The sequence below is a fragment of the Flavihumibacter solisilvae genome (assembly GCF_000814475.1).
Classification (GTDB): domain Bacteria; phylum Bacteroidota; class Bacteroidia; order Chitinophagales; family Chitinophagaceae; genus Flavihumibacter; species Flavihumibacter solisilvae.
Genome location: NZ_JSVC01000016.1, coordinates 63123 through 79906, shown reverse-complemented (window position 1 = coordinate 79906; position 16784 = coordinate 63123). Strand labels below are relative to the sequence as shown.

The following is a 16784-nucleotide window of genomic DNA, read 5'->3' as shown; positions in this document are numbered from 1 at the left end:
AATTGTCGATAGCCAGCTTCTATTTACAACTGTTCAGCGGTAATCCGTACCGTCATGGGGGAGTCGGGTATACCGATATCGAGGCAATTCTCGGGAAAATGGGTTATTTCCCTGTTTCGCTTCCCTCCGGTAGCGGTTTGTTCAGCAAGTGGCATAGGTGGAAAGAAATGAACCGGCTGGTCTATCTCATTCCCCCCGGTGCAACAGTCGCCAGTCTCTTCCCGGTTTACCCGAGGATGTCTGTGGCGATGTTACAGAAACTGAAACGCAAGGGTGTACGGATCCTTTTTATCATTGGTGATATTGACGGGTTGAAGGACAATGACCCCGCTCTCCTCGAAAAGGAACTTGGCGTGATGAAACTTGCCGATGCTCTGGTTGTGCATACGGAAGAAATGAAAACCTGGCTGCAGCGCCGGTTGCCGGCCGTACCGGCACAGGTACTGGGACCCTTCGATTTTCTTGCCCCGGTCGCGGAAAGGAAGCGGGAAAAAAGCCACCAGGTCTGTTTTGCCGGTAATCTCGGGAAAAGCGGGTTCCTCAATGAACTCCCGGCTATTCCTGCCATCCATTTTCATATCTATGGCGAGGATCTTGTGCCAGGCTTAAGTAATGCCCCGAACTGCAGCGTGTACCCGGCCTTTGAGCCAAAAGAAGGACCGGCTGTCATTGAAGGAAGCTTCGGACTGGTTTGGGACGGTGATTCAATTGAAACGCTCTCAGGACCACTGGGAGAATATGCACAATACATTTTCCATCATAAGCTATCGCTCTATATCCTAGCCGGCATGCCCGCGATCGTTCCGGCGTCAGCAGGATCCGCAGGATTTGTGAGGGAAAAAGGGATCGGGTGGACAATAGACAGCCTGCACCAGCTACCTGCCTTGATTCAACAGGTTTCCACTGATGAGTATAGGGAAGCAACGGAGCGAATGAAGCCAATTGCTGAAGCGATTTCGGATGGGGCGCACCTGCGTGCGGCGGTGCTTAATTCACCAGTTTCTTCACGAGGTTGATGTAGTCGGTCATGGCATCACCCTGTGATTTGCCTTTCAGGGATGACCAGGCCTCGTATTTGGCCTTTGCAACAAAGTCAAACATATTGGGGGTGTCGCCATTCACATCACCCTCTGTAGCCTGTTTGTACAGCGAATAAAGCTGGAGCAGGGTTTCATTACTGGGGCGATCTGTCAGCGATTTGCTGTCTGCAACTGCCTGTTCGAACTGTTGTTGTAAATCCATAACCCTTGAAAATTTGCTGCGAAAGTAGTGGTTTTTAAGTTAATGGAACACCGTTTAGTGCCGTCTTTTCGCTACTTTTGCACCCCTAAGTAAGCACCTGATGAAGAATATCCGGAATTTTTGCATTATCGCCCATATCGACCACGGAAAGAGCACACTGGCAGACAGGTTGCTTCAGGCCACCAATACCATCAGTGAACGTGAAATGATGGACCAGGTATTGGATGATATGGACCTCGAAAGGGAAAAAGGGATCACGATCAAGAGTCACGCCATCCAGATCAACCATAGGCATAATGGACAGGATTACACCCTGAACCTCATCGATACTCCCGGTCACGTTGACTTCAGCTATGAAGTGAGCCGTGCGCTGGCAGCCTGCGAAGGCGCCCTGCTGCTGGTAGACGCTACCCAGGGGATCCAGGCCCAAACGATCAGCAACCTCTATCTCGCCATTGATAACGACCTGGAAATCATCCCGGTAATCAATAAGATCGATATGGATGGCGCAATGATCGAAGAAGTTAAGGACCAGATTGTTGAACTCATCGGTTGTAAACCCGAAGAGATCCTGCTGGCCAGCGGTCGTACCGGCCTCGGTGTGGATAAAGTGCTGGAAGCCATCGTGGAAAGGATCCCTGCTCCAAAAGGAGATCCGACCGCACCTTTACAGGCGCTCATCTTCGATAGCGTGTTTAACAGCTTCAGGGGTATCATCGTTTATTACCGGATCATGAACGGAAAGATCCGAAAGGGTGATAAGGTGAAATTCATGGCGACAGACCAGGAATACTATGCCGATGAAGTCGGGATCCTGAAACTAAAGATGACCGAAAGGAACGAGGTTTCGGCCGGCGATGTGGGTTATATTATTACCGGTATCAAAAACGCGAAAGAAGTAAAGGTCGGTGAAACCATCACGCTCGTGAGCAACCCGGCTCCGGAAGGAATCAAGGGTTTTGAAGAAGTAAAACCAATGGTATTCGCAGGGATCTTCCCGGTTATTACCGACGACTTCGAGGAACTGCGCGAGTGTATGGATAAACTGCAGTTGAACGACGCTTCGCTCACTTACGAACTGGAAACCTCGCAGGCCCTTGGATTTGGATTCAGGTGCGGATTCCTCGGAATGCTGCACATGGAGATCATCCAGGAAAGGCTGGAAAGGGAATTCAACCAGACGGTGATCACAACAGTTCCAAACGTTAGTTTCATTGCTTATACCAGCAAAGGCGAAAAGGTGATCGTGAATAATCCCACGGAAATGCCTGATCCCAGCAAGATAGACCGGATTGAAGAACCCTTTATTAAGGCGCAGATCATTACCAAGCCCGAATATATCGGCAATATCATGACGCTTTGCCTGGGTAAGCGCGGGATCCTCATTAACCAGAGCTACCTCACGCAAACCAGGGTGGAACTCATTTTTGAACTGCCACTGACTGAGATCGTATTTGACTTCTACGATAAATTGAAGAGCCAGACACGTGGTTATGCGTCGTTTGACTATCATCCGATCGGTTATCGCGAGGCGGACATTGTTAAGATGGACATCCTGCTTAATGCGGAAAAGGTAGATGCCTTAAGTGCGCTTATCCATCGCGGTCGCGCCAATGATTTTGGCCGCAAACTCTGCGAGAAGCTGAAAGAACTGCTTCCACGCCAGCAATTCCTTATTGCCATCCAGGCTGCAATCGGTGCCAAGATCGTTGCACGGGAAAATATCAGCGCCATGCGGAAAGACGTAACTGCCAAATGTTATGGTGGTGACGTAAGCCGGAAGCGTAAACTCCTGGAAAAACAGAAGGAAGGTAAGAAGCGGATGCGCCAGATCGGTTCGGTTGAAGTACCGCAGGAAGCATTCCTTGCTGTGCTTAAACTGGATGACTAGACCGTCCGGAGCCATTTTGCCCGGAGTGCCTGCCACATCCGGCTCCAGAAATCATTGCTGAAAATCAACACCTGCACAATTGCATATGCCAGGCAACTTACTGTCAGTCCGACGGTAAGTTGTACCAGTGCGTTCTGCGAGATATTTTCTGCCAGCGAAAATCCAAGCCAGGCAATCGGGAAAGCGGTCAGGCAACTGAGAAAATCGATGACCATCGAAGAATTCAGCCTGAAATAATCCCTGCTGTAGATCACTGCCACAACCAGCACTACAACTTCTGTGACCAGCATCGCGATGGCCGCTCCCTGGGTGAACCATAGCGGGATCAGTATGATATTGAGAAAAAGCGAAACCAGTGATGCGATCGCGTAGAGGCGAACCAGCAGCTTCTCGCGGTGATGAACCATCAACACCTGGATGGTAAAGAAATCATGAAGTGGTACTACCACCCAAAGCAATGAAAAGATGCGCAGGATGTCTGTTGCCGGGAGGTAATGCACACCGGAAACAAATCGGATCACCGGGTTGGCAAACGCAAATAATAATGCGCCGATCGGGATGCTGAGGTGCATCGTCATGAGCATACTGTCTTCCTGCAGCTTACGGTCAACAGCACTGCGGAACAGCTTTACAAAGAAAACTATCGACGCCCCGATAAATACATTCAGTCCAAGCCTTACAATCTTTGCCGCAACTGTATAATGGCCAAGGTCCGCTACCTTACCGGTTCTTGCGAGAATGATCGTGTCCAATGAAAAGTAAAATGAGCTGAGAACACCCAGCAATGCAAACGGCCATAAGGACCTGATCAGTTTTTTAAACAGTTCGATGTCCCATTTCCAGTAGGGCAGGAGTGACCTCAGGTTCCACCAGGTGCTTGCAGCTATGAGGGTATAATTAACTGCACTGACCATGATGTAATAAATCAGGTGTTCCGGTTTACGCACAAAGATTATCGCACTCACCAATACGAATAAGCGCAGTACGAAAGTCCGGTTCAGCAGGAAACGGAATTTTTCCTGCGACTGGAAATACCAGTCCGCATGAAACATATACACCAGCATGATGTATGCATACAGTAACGTAATGCCCGGCGACCCGATCTGTACCGGTTTGCTTATGATGTATAACAGGTAGCAAACTGTGCCGGTGAATGCCATGAACCCGTTAATGAACAGCAGGTGCAGGACCGTATTGGCATGATTGGCGTCACCGACCGCACTTTTACTGAGCAGCCGGAGTCCGAAGTAATTCACGCCGAACGCTGCCCATACATTCACGACCAGCATCAGCGATTCATAATACCCGATCACACCATAACCCTGCGGACCGAGGGTGCGGGTCATGTATGGGAAGAGAATAAGCGGAAAAAGGATGTTGAGAGCAGTATTGGTATACTGCAGCAGCAAATGCCTGAATGGAATTTTATTGGTGTTACTGGTTTCCGCCACCCGTTTTTTTCGGTTTGGGTTTTACTTTTTCCCTGGACTTCTCATCATTCTTACGGGATCGTTCTTCCAGTTTTTTCTCGTCTATGTTTCCCTCCTTATCCCTGATGGCATCGTCGGCCGGCGCATTGCCCAGCAATGGGTCAACGTTTTTGAACTCATCAGGCACTTCGGTGAATACTTTTTTTATTTGCACCCATTTGCCGTCCTTCCACTGGAATCCTTCGAAATCGCCGTCTGGTATGAAGGTCTCAGGACGGTTGGGCTCGTCTGATTCGGAAATAAGGTGGTCGAAGATGACCATGTCCTTATCCTCGCTATAATTGAAGGTGGTGCTGGCTTCTTTCTTATATTCTATGCTGAAGCGGTTCTGGACCTGGCTCTTTTTTGCGGAGTCGGGTGAAACCACAAAGTAAGGACCGCCAAACACGGGTTCTCCTGATTGTGGGTCGAACGAAAGTACTTCCATCCATTTTCGGTTACTGCTTACTGTGAACCCGTCGAAGCCGAGCAGGGTATAATATTTCCGGCCCTGCCACTCTTTCTGGATAACCTTGTAATAGATAGCGCCGATCCAGTTCTTCCTGCTCCGCACTGAATCGATTGGTTTCGCTGTGAACATGGAAGCATCAAAGAGCGGGAAGAGACGCAGGCTGCCATCTGTTGTACGCATCTGGATAGCGCCCTTTTGCAGGTACATATATTCATCCTTCTTTAACTGCCAGGTCATGATCCGGAATGTACTGTCGGCCGGGTACAACATGGAAACAGAAGTGACTGAATCGAAGGGATAGTCGAATGAGTAGGGAGTTTTTAACGCCCGCACAAAACTGCGGACAAAATTGCTGTCGCTCAGGAAACGTTTGCCGGCTGAGCGGGCATTGATCATGCTGTCGGCATATGCCTTCAGGGAATCTTCGCGTACCTGCAATTGCTTGCGGTCAGCTGCCTTCAGTTTTTGTGCCATAGAGCCCAATGCGCACATTACGGAAATGAACAAAAGAAACAATGTTTTCATATTCATATGGTATATGAAGTTACGGCTTTCGCAGTGAGGGCAAAGTCCTGGCAAAATTTAACAGGTCATTGTAAGCATCATCAACTGCAGGATGGGGAAGGGTGAGCCCGGGTACGATGGTCCGGATATACACTGTATACATCCCCAGGTTCCTGCCGAATTCCATGTCAGACAGGCTGTTTCCTACCATGACTGATTTCGAAAAGTCTATTGACGGAAAATCGTTTTTTGCCCTGTATCCCATGCCAGGCTGCGGTTTGCGGTCGGGATGCGAATTGTCGAGCGAAGTGCAGTAGTAAATTCCATCCACCTTTGCACCCGCCTCGTTAAACACCGCGTTCATGTGCTGGTGAATCCCATGCAGGTCATCTTCGGTCATGAGTCCTTTACCGATACCACGCTGGTTGGTCACCAGGATGATCCTGCCGAAACTACGGGTAAAAATCTGCATGGCTTCCACAACGCCCTCGTACAACACGAATTCATCCTTGTTGTAAATATAGTCGGCTTCCTTTTCGTAATTGATCACCCCATCCCGGTCGAGGAAAAGGGTCCAGCTATTATCTACGTGCAACTGGTTAATCATTGAAAATACTTTTCTTCCACCAGCTGGCAGATGATATGGCCGATAAGGATGTGGGATTCCTGGATCCTTGGTGTGGTGTCAGAAGGTACGTTGAACAGGTAGTTGCTGCTGTTCTTCAGTTTTCCGCCTGAAGAACCTGTGAACCCGATAGTATGCACACCTTTACGGGCAGCAGCTTCAAATGCAAGCACAATATTGGGGGAGTTGCCGGATGTTGACAGTCCAACCAGTACATCTCCTTTTTCCATGATACCATCGACCATGCGTTCATATATTACGTCGAAGCTGTAGTCGTTGGCCACAGCAGTCAGGTAGGAAGTGTTGCAGTGCAATGCTTCGGCAGGAAGGGCTTTCCTGTTCATGTAAAAACGGCCGCTGAATTCTGCTGCCAGGTGCTGCGCGTCTGCAGCGCTGCCGCCATTACCGCAGAAGTATAATCGTTTGCCTGAACGGAATGCATTCGTGATCAGGTCAACAACAGTATCGATCTGTTGCAGCATCGCTTCATCCTTCAATAACTTTTCTTTTACATCAATGGATGCCCTGATCAACGATTCTATCTTTCCCTGCATATTATTTTTTTTCAACTGTTTCTTGATAAAGCTCAAGCAAAGACGATACGAAAGCCGTCCAGCTGAACCTTTTCTTTTCGTTGCGAATTTGAGATTTATAGTGCGCTTCACCAAAACCCAGGTAGCGGTTAATGGCAGTGGCGATTTTTTCGGGCTGCGGTTCCGTTACAATCCCGGTCACATCGTTGGTCACGTAATCGGGTAATCCGCCTACGTTGGTAACGATCATTGGCTTTTCGAAATGGTACGACAACGGTGTAACGCCACTCTGGGTCGCATTCCGGTAAGGCTGGATCACCACATCTGCCGCACTGAAATAATATTTTACCTCATCATTCGGAATGAAGTCATTCTTCAGGATCAGCCTGTCGCCGATCTCATTCATCAATGGCTTGTAGTGATTGATGTCTTCATAGAATTCACCCGCGACAAGCAGTCTCACGTTAGGATCATCTACCTGTTTCATGGCTTCAAGCAGCAGGTCAAGTCCCTTATACTTTCGGATGAAACCAAAGAAGAGCAACAGTTTTACCCCCGGATCAATGCCCAGGTGGCGACGGGCAGTTTCTTTTTCCACCGGCGTTCCGAAATTATCATAAAGTGGGTGGTGAAGTCGCGCAATAGGTTTTTGTATATGGAAGGCGCGCAGGTCTGCCAGCACCTTATCGCTCATGCATATAAAGGCATCGCAGGGTGGAAGAAAATAGCGGGTGAATATCCGGTCACCGACCCGTTTTTCATGGGGCAGCACGTTATCTGTAATGGCAATGACTTTGGTATGCCTGTTCTTCTTCACCCTGCGGAGAACTGTCCCGAATGCCGGTCCCATAAATGGAAGCCAATAGCGGACTATAATAAGATCGGGTCTTAATTTACGTAAGTAATTCCCGGTTTTCAACCAGCTGATGGGATTCATGGAATGCAGCATCCTGGTTATCCGGAGATCCTTCGGTGCCGGTTCATCGGTGAACTGCGATTTGCCCGGGAAGAGCATCGAAGGGTATTGCACGGTGAAGTTCAGGATCGAAACGCTGTGGCCATGCGATTGCAGTTCCTGTGCCAGTCGCGCATTAAAAGTCGTGATGCCGCCGCCCCTGAATGGATGCGCCGGGCCAAGGATCACGATGTTCATAGTCCGAGTTTTTCTTCCACCAGGTATTGATTCCTGTTGGCTGAACTACGGCTGATGAGTTCGCCCAGGAATCCCGCCAGGAACAACTGGGTACCTATGACCATAAGCGTTAGTGCGATGAAGAAGGCTGGACGGTTGGTCAGGCTTATGGCCGGGTTTAAAAATTTTGCTACAACAAGATATACGCTGGAAGCAAAACCCAGGAAGAAACAGAGCGTTCCCCACAGCCCGAAGAAGTGCATGGGACGCTTACCGTATTTGCCGACGAATGTGATCGAAGCGAGGTCGAGAAACCCGTTCACAAACCTGCTGATGCCGAACTTGGTGACACCATATTTCCGGGGACGGTGCTCAACCACTTTTTCCGTTATGCGCGGAAACCCGGCCCACTTGGCAAGGACAGGGATATAACGGTGCATTTCGCCGTATACTTCAATACTCTTTACTACTTTTTTGCGGTACGCTTTCAGTCCGCAGTTAAAGTCATGCAGGCTGATCCCCGAAACACTACGGGTAGCCGCATTGAAGAATTTGGAGGGAACGTTTTTCGTAAGGGTATTGTCGTATCTTTTTTTCTTCCAGCCACTGACCAGGTCGTACCCGTCTTTCAGGATCATCGAACGCATTTCCGGGATCTCGTCTGGCGAGTCCTGCAGGTCTGCATCCATCGTGATAACAACATCGCCCTGTGCGGACCTGAATCCTTCATTGAGGGCAGCTGACTTACCATAATTGCGCTGGAATTTGATTCCCTTCACATGCTCGTCTTCGCGCTGCAACTTTTTGATCACCTGCCAGGAAAGATCGGTACTGCCATCGTCAACCAGGATGATCTCATAACTCAATTGGTTCTCCGTCATCACCTTTGTGATCCAGGAAACGAGTTCCGGTAAAGACTCCTCTTCATTCAGTAATGGTATGACGATCGAGACATCCATATTCTTCGGTTATGCTTTCGTTGATTTTGTTTGTTTGGTAATAGTAGCAATAAAGATGGACTTGATGAAATTGAGGATCATGTTCTGCCCGAAGCCCAGCAACACCTGGCTGAAGGTCAACGGACCTTTCATGGATTCTGCCTGGGCTTTTGCCGCGTTGATCTTATCTTCATTTGCGCCTGCGGATTTCATCTTTTTTACAGACTCATCAAGCAGCTGCTGGATAACCAGGCTGTTCGCTTCCCTGTCGACTAGTGCAAACAGGCTGTAGTTCGCGACAGCGTACAGCAGTTCAAAAATGAAATAAGCGAGCACTGCATATTGCAGCGCAGTTTTAAAATCGAAAGTGATGCTGTTATAACGAAGCCATACAGCTCCGCCGGCTATGATCAGGAAGATCAGCGGCAGGTAAGTATACCAGGTCATGAAACCTGCGAGTGCCCCCATGCCCAGCTTCCAAAAAATGAAAAGAGCGATGGCATATAATAGTCCTGCCCCGGACCCTGTGATCAGCGCTATCTTTTTATTCATGCTCTTTCCTTGACCGAGATATGAGTGCCATTAATGATTCCTGCCACACTGCCTTTTAAGGTAACTCCAACGAATGGACTGTTGCTGCACTTTGAACGGATGTCGTCGCGGCTGAAAACCTTTTCCGCATCCGGCTGGTACAGTGTGATCGCAGCTGGTTGGCCCGCTTCCAGCCTTGCTTCCGGGAGACTGAAGATCCGGCGTGCGTTGATGGAAAGGAGATCTGCGATCTTTTCTTCGCTGAGTTCAGGAAGCGCAGTACGAAGTACTGAATAGCAGGATTCAAGTCCGATCATGCCGAACTTTGCATATTCGAATTCCAGGATCTTCGCATCGTAATCCTGCGGCAGGTGATGTGTTGCTATGCAGTCGACCCATCCTTTCTTAACGGCATCGCGCAGTTCCATCATATCTGCACGGCTGCGTAATGGCGGATTGACTTTAAGATTGGTATCGTAGTTCACGAGGTCTTCATCACAGAAGAACAGGTGGTAAGGTGTAACGGAGCAGGTCACTTTTAACCCGCCTTCTTTTGCCCGCCTGATGTATTCAATCGATTTAGGTGAGCTGACACCGGTAAAGTGGATATGGCTGTCGGCATACCTGGCGAGCTTGATGTCGCGTGCAACGATCAGTTCTTCTGCGACCATGGGTTTGCCCGGCAGTCCAAGCTTTGTTGAGATAATGCCTTCGTGCATGAGGCCATGGGCAGCAATGCTGCTGTCGTCCGGAACCTGCACAATTACGCCGTCAAAAGCTTTTACATATTGGAGGGCTTTCACCAGCATACCGGCAGACTGCACCGGTTTCGTGCCGTCGCTGAAGGCCACGGCGCCGCTTGCTTTCATGTCGTACATCTCGGCCAGTTCTTTGCCCTCGTTCTGCCTGGTAAGTGAGCCCAGCGGCAGGATATTGACCGGAAGTCTTGAGCTCTTCGAAACCACGTACTCGACCTGCGATTTGGAGTCAATGGAGGGACGGGTATTCGGAATGATGAATACTGTAGTGAAGCCACCGGCAGCAGCAGCTGCGGCACCGGATTCTATCGTTTCCTTATGTTCTGAACCCGGATCGTTGAAGTTTGCAAACGGATCGACCCATCCCGGTGATGCATGGAGTGCATCCTGCTTAATCACTGTGGCTCCATCAGCCGTGATCGACGTACCGACCTGGCTGATAATGCCGTTCTCTATTAAAATGTCTTGTGATGTATTGTGGTGAGGGGACCGTGGATCGTTGATAACAACCTGTTGTATTAATACTTTCATCGGTGTAACGTTGTGCGAAATTAGCTATGTTATTTGATTTTTGTGAAATGAAATTTTAGCGTAGCTTTGCCACCCGCAAATGACAATTGGCTAACAGTCATGCATTTGTACCGGTTTTCGGGACGTAGCGCAGCCCGGTAGCGCGTTTGCATGGGGTGCAAGAGGTCGCTGGTTCGAATCCAGTCGTCCCGACTTCGCCCGCCGAGCTTTAGCGATGGCGGGCTTTTTTTTATCTACCACTCAACTCTTTGGCGGGCTTCGTCGGGCGATGCCCGCCGTAGCTTTAGCGAAGGTGGGCGAGGCCCGACTTCAGGCATACGGTTGATAATCCATCACTAATTCGGTGTTTACTGGTTTTTTTCTACAACATTTCACACGATTATCACTGCTGTAACACTACTTCTTAAAAAATATTTGCGTAACTCAGAAGTTACATATATATTCGTAACCTAAAAGTTACATATATGCATAACGAGATCAAACACGAATGGATTTTTGAGCAATCTCCGAACGAAGTTTGGGAATATCTCACGCAGGCGGAACTCATTGCCTTATGGCTGATGCCAAACGACTTTAAACCAATTGCCGGCCATGAATTTCAACTTCTGGCGAAAGCAATGCCAGACCTTGGTTTAGATGGAGTCTTTCATTGTAAGGTTCTTGAAATTGAACCTTGTTATAAACTTTCTTACAGTTGGAAAGCGGGTTCAGGTAACGGTACTTTTACCCTTGATACCATCTGCGAATGGACATTGGAACCTCAGGGCCGCGGAACGAAATTGTTGTTAAAACATTCTGGGTTCAAAGAGGCCAACTATGCCATCTTCAGCGGCATGAAAGACGGCTGGTTAAAGAAAATTGAAAAAATGCTACATCATATCAATAGTAACCAGGAGAAACTAAGCTTATGAAGATCGGAATAATCGGTGCAGGCCAGATCGGTGCCTCACTGGTCAGGCAATATGCCAAGGCGGGTCACGATGTAAAAATGACCAATGCCAGCGGTGTGGAGAAACTAAGGGCACTGGAAAGTGAGACGGGTGCAAAAGCTGTTACATCAGGTGAAGTCGTTAAGGAGATCCATGTCCTGGTGATTTCAATTCCTTTCATTGAAATTTCTAAGCTGGCAAAATCATTGGGCCAGGATATTTCTGACGATACCGTAATCATCGACACAACTAATTATTACCCGATAAGGGATGGACGTATAGATGAAATTGAGCACGGTATGGTTGAAAGTGTATGGGTTTCAAATCACCTCTCACGGCCTGTTATTAAAGTATATAACAGTATCCTAGCAGGTTCACTTGTTCAGGCTGGACTTCCAGGTGGCTCCCCTTCAAGAATAGCATTACCGGTTTCCGGGGATGATGAGCAAGCGAAAAGAATTGTAGCGCGCCTGGTAAACGACAGTGGTTTTGATGCCCTCGATATCGGAAGCATCCAGGATTCCTGGCGGCAACAACCCGGCAGCCCGGTGTATTGTACCGATTTGAACAGTGCGCAATTGAAACGAAATATCCAACTTGTGCAAAAGGATGTCTTGCCTGAAAGGCGTGAACTTGCTTTACAATTTATACTCAAACAAGACCCTGTCCAATACCTGGCCTGGTCCAGGGAATGCGTAACCAATAACCGTATTGTATTCAAAACTGATATTAACGAATAATGTATGGCAACTCCGAACCTCGACGTTTTCCAGGTAATTGCAGATCCAAGCAGGCGGCAGATTTTGCAGATGCTGACCAAAGACAGCTACAACATTAACTACATAGCAGAAAATTTCGAAATGAGTCGGCCGGCTGTTTCCAAGCATATCAGCATTTTGCAATCTGCCGGTTTTATTACGATCAGCGACCAGGGCAGGGAGCGATACTGCAGTTTAAGCCAGGACGGTTTTATCGAACTTCGGAACTGGATAGATTATTTTGATGCTTTCTGGAGATCCAAACTCAAAACACTTGAAAGCGTAATGAATAAGAAGTCAAAAAATAGTAACCCATCTAAAAAATAGTAACAGGGGGATTGGAAAAGACGATTGCTGTTACACTGCCATTGGTACTTCCATTAAAAGTACGCGACTGTTTGTTAAGGACTTTACATTTACTCTGTTGGCGTCCCAGATTCCGAAACCGTCACGTTTTGAGAGTAGTTGTCCTTCGACTTCAATTTCTCCGTCCAATACAAAGAAATACATCCCGTTCCCTGTTTTTTTCAGGTTGTAAGTGGTTGTAATGTCTTTGTCGAATTTACCAAGGTGAAACCATGCATCCTGGTGTGCCCAAACGCCCTGGTCATTGGCATCAGGTGAAAGTACCTGGTAAAATTCATTTGCCTTTTCTACATCCCTGATAGAAATTTGGGAGTAGCGGGGTGTAACGTTTCTTTTGTTAGGAAATACCCAGATCTGGAGAAATCTTACGTCCTTATCCTTGTTTTTGTTGTATTCACTATGGGTGATCCCTGTGCCGGCACTCATTACCTGTACATCACCTTCACGGATCACGGACACATTTCCCATACTGTCTTTGTGTTCAAGGTCGCCTTCGAGTGGAATGGAAACTATTTCCATATTGTCGTGTGGATGGGTGCCGAAGCCCATTGCCGGAGCTACTTTATCATCATTTAACACCCTGAGCACACCAAAGTGCATTCTTTCCGGATTATAATAATTTGCAAAACTAAACGTGTGGCGGCTATGCAGCCATCCGTGATTGGCATCTCCCCGGGTGTCTGCTTTGTGAAGAACTGTATTGTCCATAATTTTTGAATTGGTGTTTGGAAGATGATTGAAACCAAGAATTTCCAATTCCATCAGTTCGTCGATATTGTTTTTAAGAACATGGCCTAATGCAGCTGTTGAGACAAATACGCCTGTTCCCAATAAGCCTTTCCGCAAAAAATCCTTTCTGTCCATAACTTCAATTTTGAATGATGGGTCAAAAGTATGGTACAACGAATATCACCTGGATTAATGTAGGTTAAGAAATTGACGTGGAGTATGTTCTTTCCGTAACCTGCTTAGGATTTGGGGGTATTTTCAAGGTACTTTTAGAAGTATAAAATGAATTACTTTTAAATGTTCAAATATGAAAAAGTCACGATTCATTGGAACACTGATTGTAAAAGTTATAAGGGAGCAGGAGAGTAGCCGAAAATGATGTATGCCGTGGCAAAAAGCAAATCAGAATCTAAGTTTAAATGACCTCAATCAAAGAGTTACAGGAGCAGTTACTGACCAGTAATGATAATCTTCAATTTTCTCAAAATCAACTGCTGAATAAGGATTTAAGTATAATCGTTCTAAAAAATTATAAATTTCATAGGCAGTTATCTATTGAATTGTATAACGCCTCAACTACCCAAACAGGAAAGTTAAAAAACCCGCTTATACCTATCAGTCCTTTGGATGCTGCGTTAAAGACACTGCAACCTGACGAGCTCAGGTTCTATTCTGCTGTCAGCCGGTTTCAAAATAATCCTACGGTTTCAAAATCGCCGCTTGACATAGACGCTTTGAAAGTCGTGACCGCTAATCCATTAAACCTGCGGTACTTTTTTCATAATGCAGAGTTCTCGGAAAATATTGTGGCAGGCTCCCTTCAGGAAGTTTCAATAGGGGAAATAATTAACGATGTTACGCTCTTTGTTCACAAGAAAAAAGATGGTTATGAAATATTCCCCCAGTTAACAATACAGGGCAAAACCTATTTTTTCAATGAAGTTGAACTGAAATACGATTTCTTTATCCTGGTGGGTCAGACGATTCATCTACTGGGTAAATTTCATCTTCTGAAATTATTCCGGTTCTTTAAACTGCAGCATTCAGGCTTGCTAAGAGTACAGGAATCCAGGTTCAAAGAGTTTCAACTCAATATCCTGGAAAAACTGGAAGATTGTGTTACCGTTGTTTACACTTTCTTGAATGAGGGAACCAGAACGCAATTAGAAGAAGCTGGCATAAGTCAACCGGCAGAAAAGTTAATCTATCTGTCAGATCTCGATTCCTATGTAATGATAAACCCGGTGATGAAATATGGGATGGCAGAGATACCAGTACTTACCAAAAGACAGATTTATGCACAAGATGGAGAGGGTAAATTATTTACAGTTAAGAGGAACGATGATGCTGAAATTAATTTCACGGCTTTGCTCTTAAAACAACACCCGGACTTTGAAGAACAGCTTCAGAATGATCTCACCTATTTTTACCTGCACAAGCAACGCTTTTTGGATGAGGACTGGTTTCTAAATGCTTTTGAACAATGGCGGGCTGAAGGTATTACAATACACGGCTTCAACCAACTAAAAGGGAATAAATTAAATGGCCATAAGGCAAAAATAACAATACAGGTTACAAGTGGGTTAAACTGGTTTAATACAATACTGAATGTGCATTTTGGAAAGAAGAAAGCCTCTTTGAGACAGTTGCATTTATCGGTACGCAATAAGAATAAATTTGTTCAACTGGATGATGGCACTCAAGGCATTCTTCCGGTAGAGTGGTTGAAAAAATTTGAGTCCTATTTTAAAACAGCAGAAATATCCGGTGACGTTTTACAAACACCGAAGACCAATTTTTCTTCAATAAAGCAACTGTATAATGCTGAAGAACTGGATGACGCTGTGAACAATGAAATAAGTTTGTATCAAGCTAAGCTGGTTCAACCAGATGGTTTCAAAGAATCGGAAGTGCCACCTGAATTAAATGCATCATTGAGGGAATATCAAAAGCAGGGCTTAAGCTGGTTAAACATAATGGACGACTACAACTTCGGGGGCTGTCTTGCGGATGATATGGGACTTGGAAAGACAGTGCAAATCATTGCCTTTATTTTAGGGCAAAGGAAAAAGGTGAAGCAGAATACGAATCTTGTAGTAGTTCCCACTTCGCTCATTTTCAACTGGCAGACGGAAGTACAGAAATTTGCACCTTCTGTAAAATTGCTCACTATTTATGGTTCCAACAGGATAAAGAATCTAAAAGAACTTGACTACTATGAGATTGTTCTGACATCGTATGGAACCTTGCTTTCAGACATTAACTATTTGAAGAACTATACTTTCAATTATATTTTCCTCGACGAATCCCAAAACATTAAAAACATAGATTCACAACGCTATAATGCTGTCAGACTTTTAAAATCCAGGAATAAAATTGCCATTACCGGCACACCTGTAGAAAACAATACGCTGGATTTGTACGCTCAGTTATCTTTTGTATGTCCGGGACTTTTAGGCAGCAAACAATCCTTTAAAGACCTGTTTTCAATACCGATTGATAAATTTAAGAGTAGCAAACATGCGGCCGAGCTGCAGCGGAAAGTGGCACCTTTCATTTTAAGAAGGACTAAAAGGGAGGTGGCAAAAGAACTGCCGGAAAAAACTGAAGTGACCCTTTATTGCCCTATGGAGGAAGCGCAACGTAAGGTGTATGATGCCTATGAAAAAGAGTTCCGGGATTTTATCTCAGGTTTAACCGAAGAGGAACTTCCAAAAAGTTCTATGCATGTATTAAGAGGATTGACCCGTTTACGACAGATATGTAACTCACCGAATTTACTTCGAGATGAAAAGTTGTATGGCGACAAATCTTCTAAAATGGAGGCTTTGCTTGAACAGATTGAGAGTAAAACGCAGAATCATAAGATTCTGGTGTTTTCCCAGTTTGTATCCATGCTGGATTTAATAAAAAAAGAACTTGAAAGCAGAAATATAGCGTATGAATACCTCTCAGGCAGAACGAATAACAGAGAGCAGGTAGTAAGCAGTTTTCAGAATAATGAAAGCATCCGTGTATTTCTGATAAGCCTCAAAGCAGGGGGGACCGGATTAAACTTAACAGAAGCCGATTATGTTTATCTTGTTGATCCCTGGTGGAACCCAGCAGTAGAAAACCAGGCGATAGACCGTTGCTACCGCATTGGTCAGGTAAAGAATGTCGTGGCGGTTCGGTTGATCTGCCCCGATACGATTGAAGAAAAGATAGTGAAGCTGCAGGAGACAAAACGAGCTTTATCTACTGATTTGGTGAAAACGGAAGCTTTTTTCTTTGGCTCCATTTCAAAAAGTGAATGGCTTTCTTTATTTAACCAGCATTAAAAATGCTTCCGGGAAATGGCGTGAAGCCGTCACATTTTGTGAGTGGTTATAACGCG

16 protein-coding genes and 1 tRNA gene are annotated in these 16784 nt (G+C 46.2%); 7 read left to right on the top strand and 10 right to left on the bottom strand.

The features are described from left to right. The first annotated feature begins 2 nt into the window (after positions 1-2). Positions 3-1016, top strand: coding sequence for a glycosyltransferase (locus tag OI18_RS23870; protein ID WP_052273265.1), 1014 nt, complete (start codon positions 3-5; stop codon positions 1014-1016). On the opposite strand, the gene OI18_RS14830 is transcribed toward OI18_RS23870, so the two are convergent. Further along, a complete protein-coding gene (locus OI18_RS14830) occupies positions 988-1242 on the bottom strand; it encodes an acyl-CoA-binding protein (protein ID WP_039141133.1) in 255 nt (84 codons plus the stop codon). The two genes, OI18_RS23870 and OI18_RS14830, sit on opposite strands and share 29 nt — an antisense overlap. Positions 1243-1342: 100 nt before the next feature. Between OI18_RS14830 and lepA the strand changes: the two genes are divergently transcribed. Then, complete coding sequence (lepA, locus tag OI18_RS14825; protein WP_039141131.1) at positions 1343-3133, top strand: translation elongation factor 4; 1791 nt, start codon at positions 1343-1345, stop codon at positions 3131-3133. Here the strand turns inward: lepA and OI18_RS14820 are convergent. From OI18_RS14820 to OI18_RS14785, 8 genes are read right to left on the bottom strand one after another with little or no spacing between them, the layout of a single operon-like run. Further along, positions 3130-4584, bottom strand: a complete 1455-nt coding sequence (locus OI18_RS14820; RefSeq protein ID WP_039141130.1) for an oligosaccharide flippase family protein — start codon at positions 4582-4584, stop codon at positions 3130-3132. The genes lepA and OI18_RS14820 overlap by 4 nt on opposite strands. Then, positions 4568-5599: a hypothetical protein gene (locus OI18_RS14815; RefSeq protein ID WP_152616837.1), complete on the bottom strand. Its 1032-nt coding sequence runs from the start codon at positions 5597-5599 to the stop codon at positions 4568-4570. Before OI18_RS14815 ends, OI18_RS14820 begins: the two co-directional genes overlap by 17 nt. Before the next feature lie 19 nt (positions 5600-5618). Beyond that, complete coding sequence (locus tag OI18_RS14810) at positions 5619-6185, bottom strand: D-glycero-alpha-D-manno-heptose-1,7-bisphosphate 7-phosphatase (protein ID WP_082037989.1); 567 nt, start codon at positions 6183-6185, stop codon at positions 5619-5621. Continuing rightward, entirely contained in the window at positions 6182-6757 is a 576-nt protein-coding gene (locus OI18_RS14805) for a D-sedoheptulose-7-phosphate isomerase (RefSeq protein WP_039141305.1), read from the bottom strand. Before OI18_RS14805 ends, OI18_RS14810 begins: the two co-directional genes overlap by 4 nt. A 1-nt stretch (position 6758) precedes the next feature. Next, on the bottom strand, positions 6759-7889 hold the full coding sequence (locus tag OI18_RS14800) for a glycosyltransferase (RefSeq protein ID WP_039141126.1): 1131 nt from the start codon (positions 7887-7889) through the stop codon (positions 6759-6761). Beyond that, entirely contained in the window at positions 7886-8827 is a 942-nt protein-coding gene (locus tag OI18_RS14795) for a glycosyltransferase family 2 protein (RefSeq protein WP_039141124.1), read from the bottom strand. The genes OI18_RS14800 and OI18_RS14795 overlap by 4 nt, the downstream gene beginning before the upstream one ends. 9 nt (positions 8828-8836) lie before the next feature. Further along, the gene (locus tag OI18_RS14790; RefSeq protein ID WP_039141122.1) at positions 8837-9358 is read right to left on the bottom strand and encodes a DUF4199 domain-containing protein; all 522 of its coding nucleotides are present in this window, start codon (positions 9356-9358) and stop codon (positions 8837-8839) included. Further along, the gene (locus OI18_RS14785; protein WP_039141119.1) at positions 9355-10626 is read right to left on the bottom strand and encodes a dihydroorotase; all 1272 of its coding nucleotides are present in this window, start codon (positions 10624-10626) and stop codon (positions 9355-9357) included. Before OI18_RS14785 ends, OI18_RS14790 begins: the two co-directional genes overlap by 4 nt. 118 nt (positions 10627-10744) lie before the next feature. On the opposite strand from OI18_RS14785, the gene OI18_RS14780 reads away from it, so the two are divergent. The 4 genes from OI18_RS14780 (at position 10745) to OI18_RS14765 (ending at position 12640) form a co-directional block, all read left to right on the top strand. Further along, positions 10745-10818, top strand: a tRNA-Pro gene (locus OI18_RS14780). Between the two features lie 272 nt (positions 10819-11090). Then, positions 11091-11537: an SRPBCC family protein gene (locus OI18_RS14775; protein ID WP_052273264.1), complete on the top strand. Its 447-nt coding sequence runs from the start codon at positions 11091-11093 to the stop codon at positions 11535-11537. Continuing rightward, positions 11534-12295 (top strand): NADPH-dependent F420 reductase, encoded by a 762-nt coding sequence (locus OI18_RS14770; RefSeq protein WP_039141117.1) that lies wholly within the window; start codon positions 11534-11536, stop codon positions 12293-12295. The genes OI18_RS14775 and OI18_RS14770 overlap by 4 nt, the downstream gene beginning before the upstream one ends. Positions 12296-12298: 3 nt before the next feature. After that, a complete protein-coding gene (locus tag OI18_RS14765; RefSeq protein ID WP_039141114.1) occupies positions 12299-12640 on the top strand; it encodes an ArsR/SmtB family transcription factor in 342 nt (113 codons plus the stop codon). Between the two features lie 30 nt (positions 12641-12670). On the opposite strand, the gene OI18_RS14760 is transcribed toward OI18_RS14765, so the two are convergent. Next, positions 12671-13543 carry a pirin family protein gene (locus OI18_RS14760; protein ID WP_082037988.1) on the bottom strand — a complete coding sequence of 291 codons (873 nt, stop codon included), beginning with the start codon at positions 13541-13543 and terminating at the stop codon, positions 12671-12673. A 284-nt stretch (positions 13544-13827) separates the two neighbouring features. On the opposite strand from OI18_RS14760, the gene OI18_RS14755 reads away from it, so the two are divergent. Then, complete coding sequence (locus tag OI18_RS14755) at positions 13828-16728, top strand: DEAD/DEAH box helicase (protein WP_039141111.1); 2901 nt, start codon at positions 13828-13830, stop codon at positions 16726-16728. Positions 16729-16784: the final 56 nt, after the last annotated feature.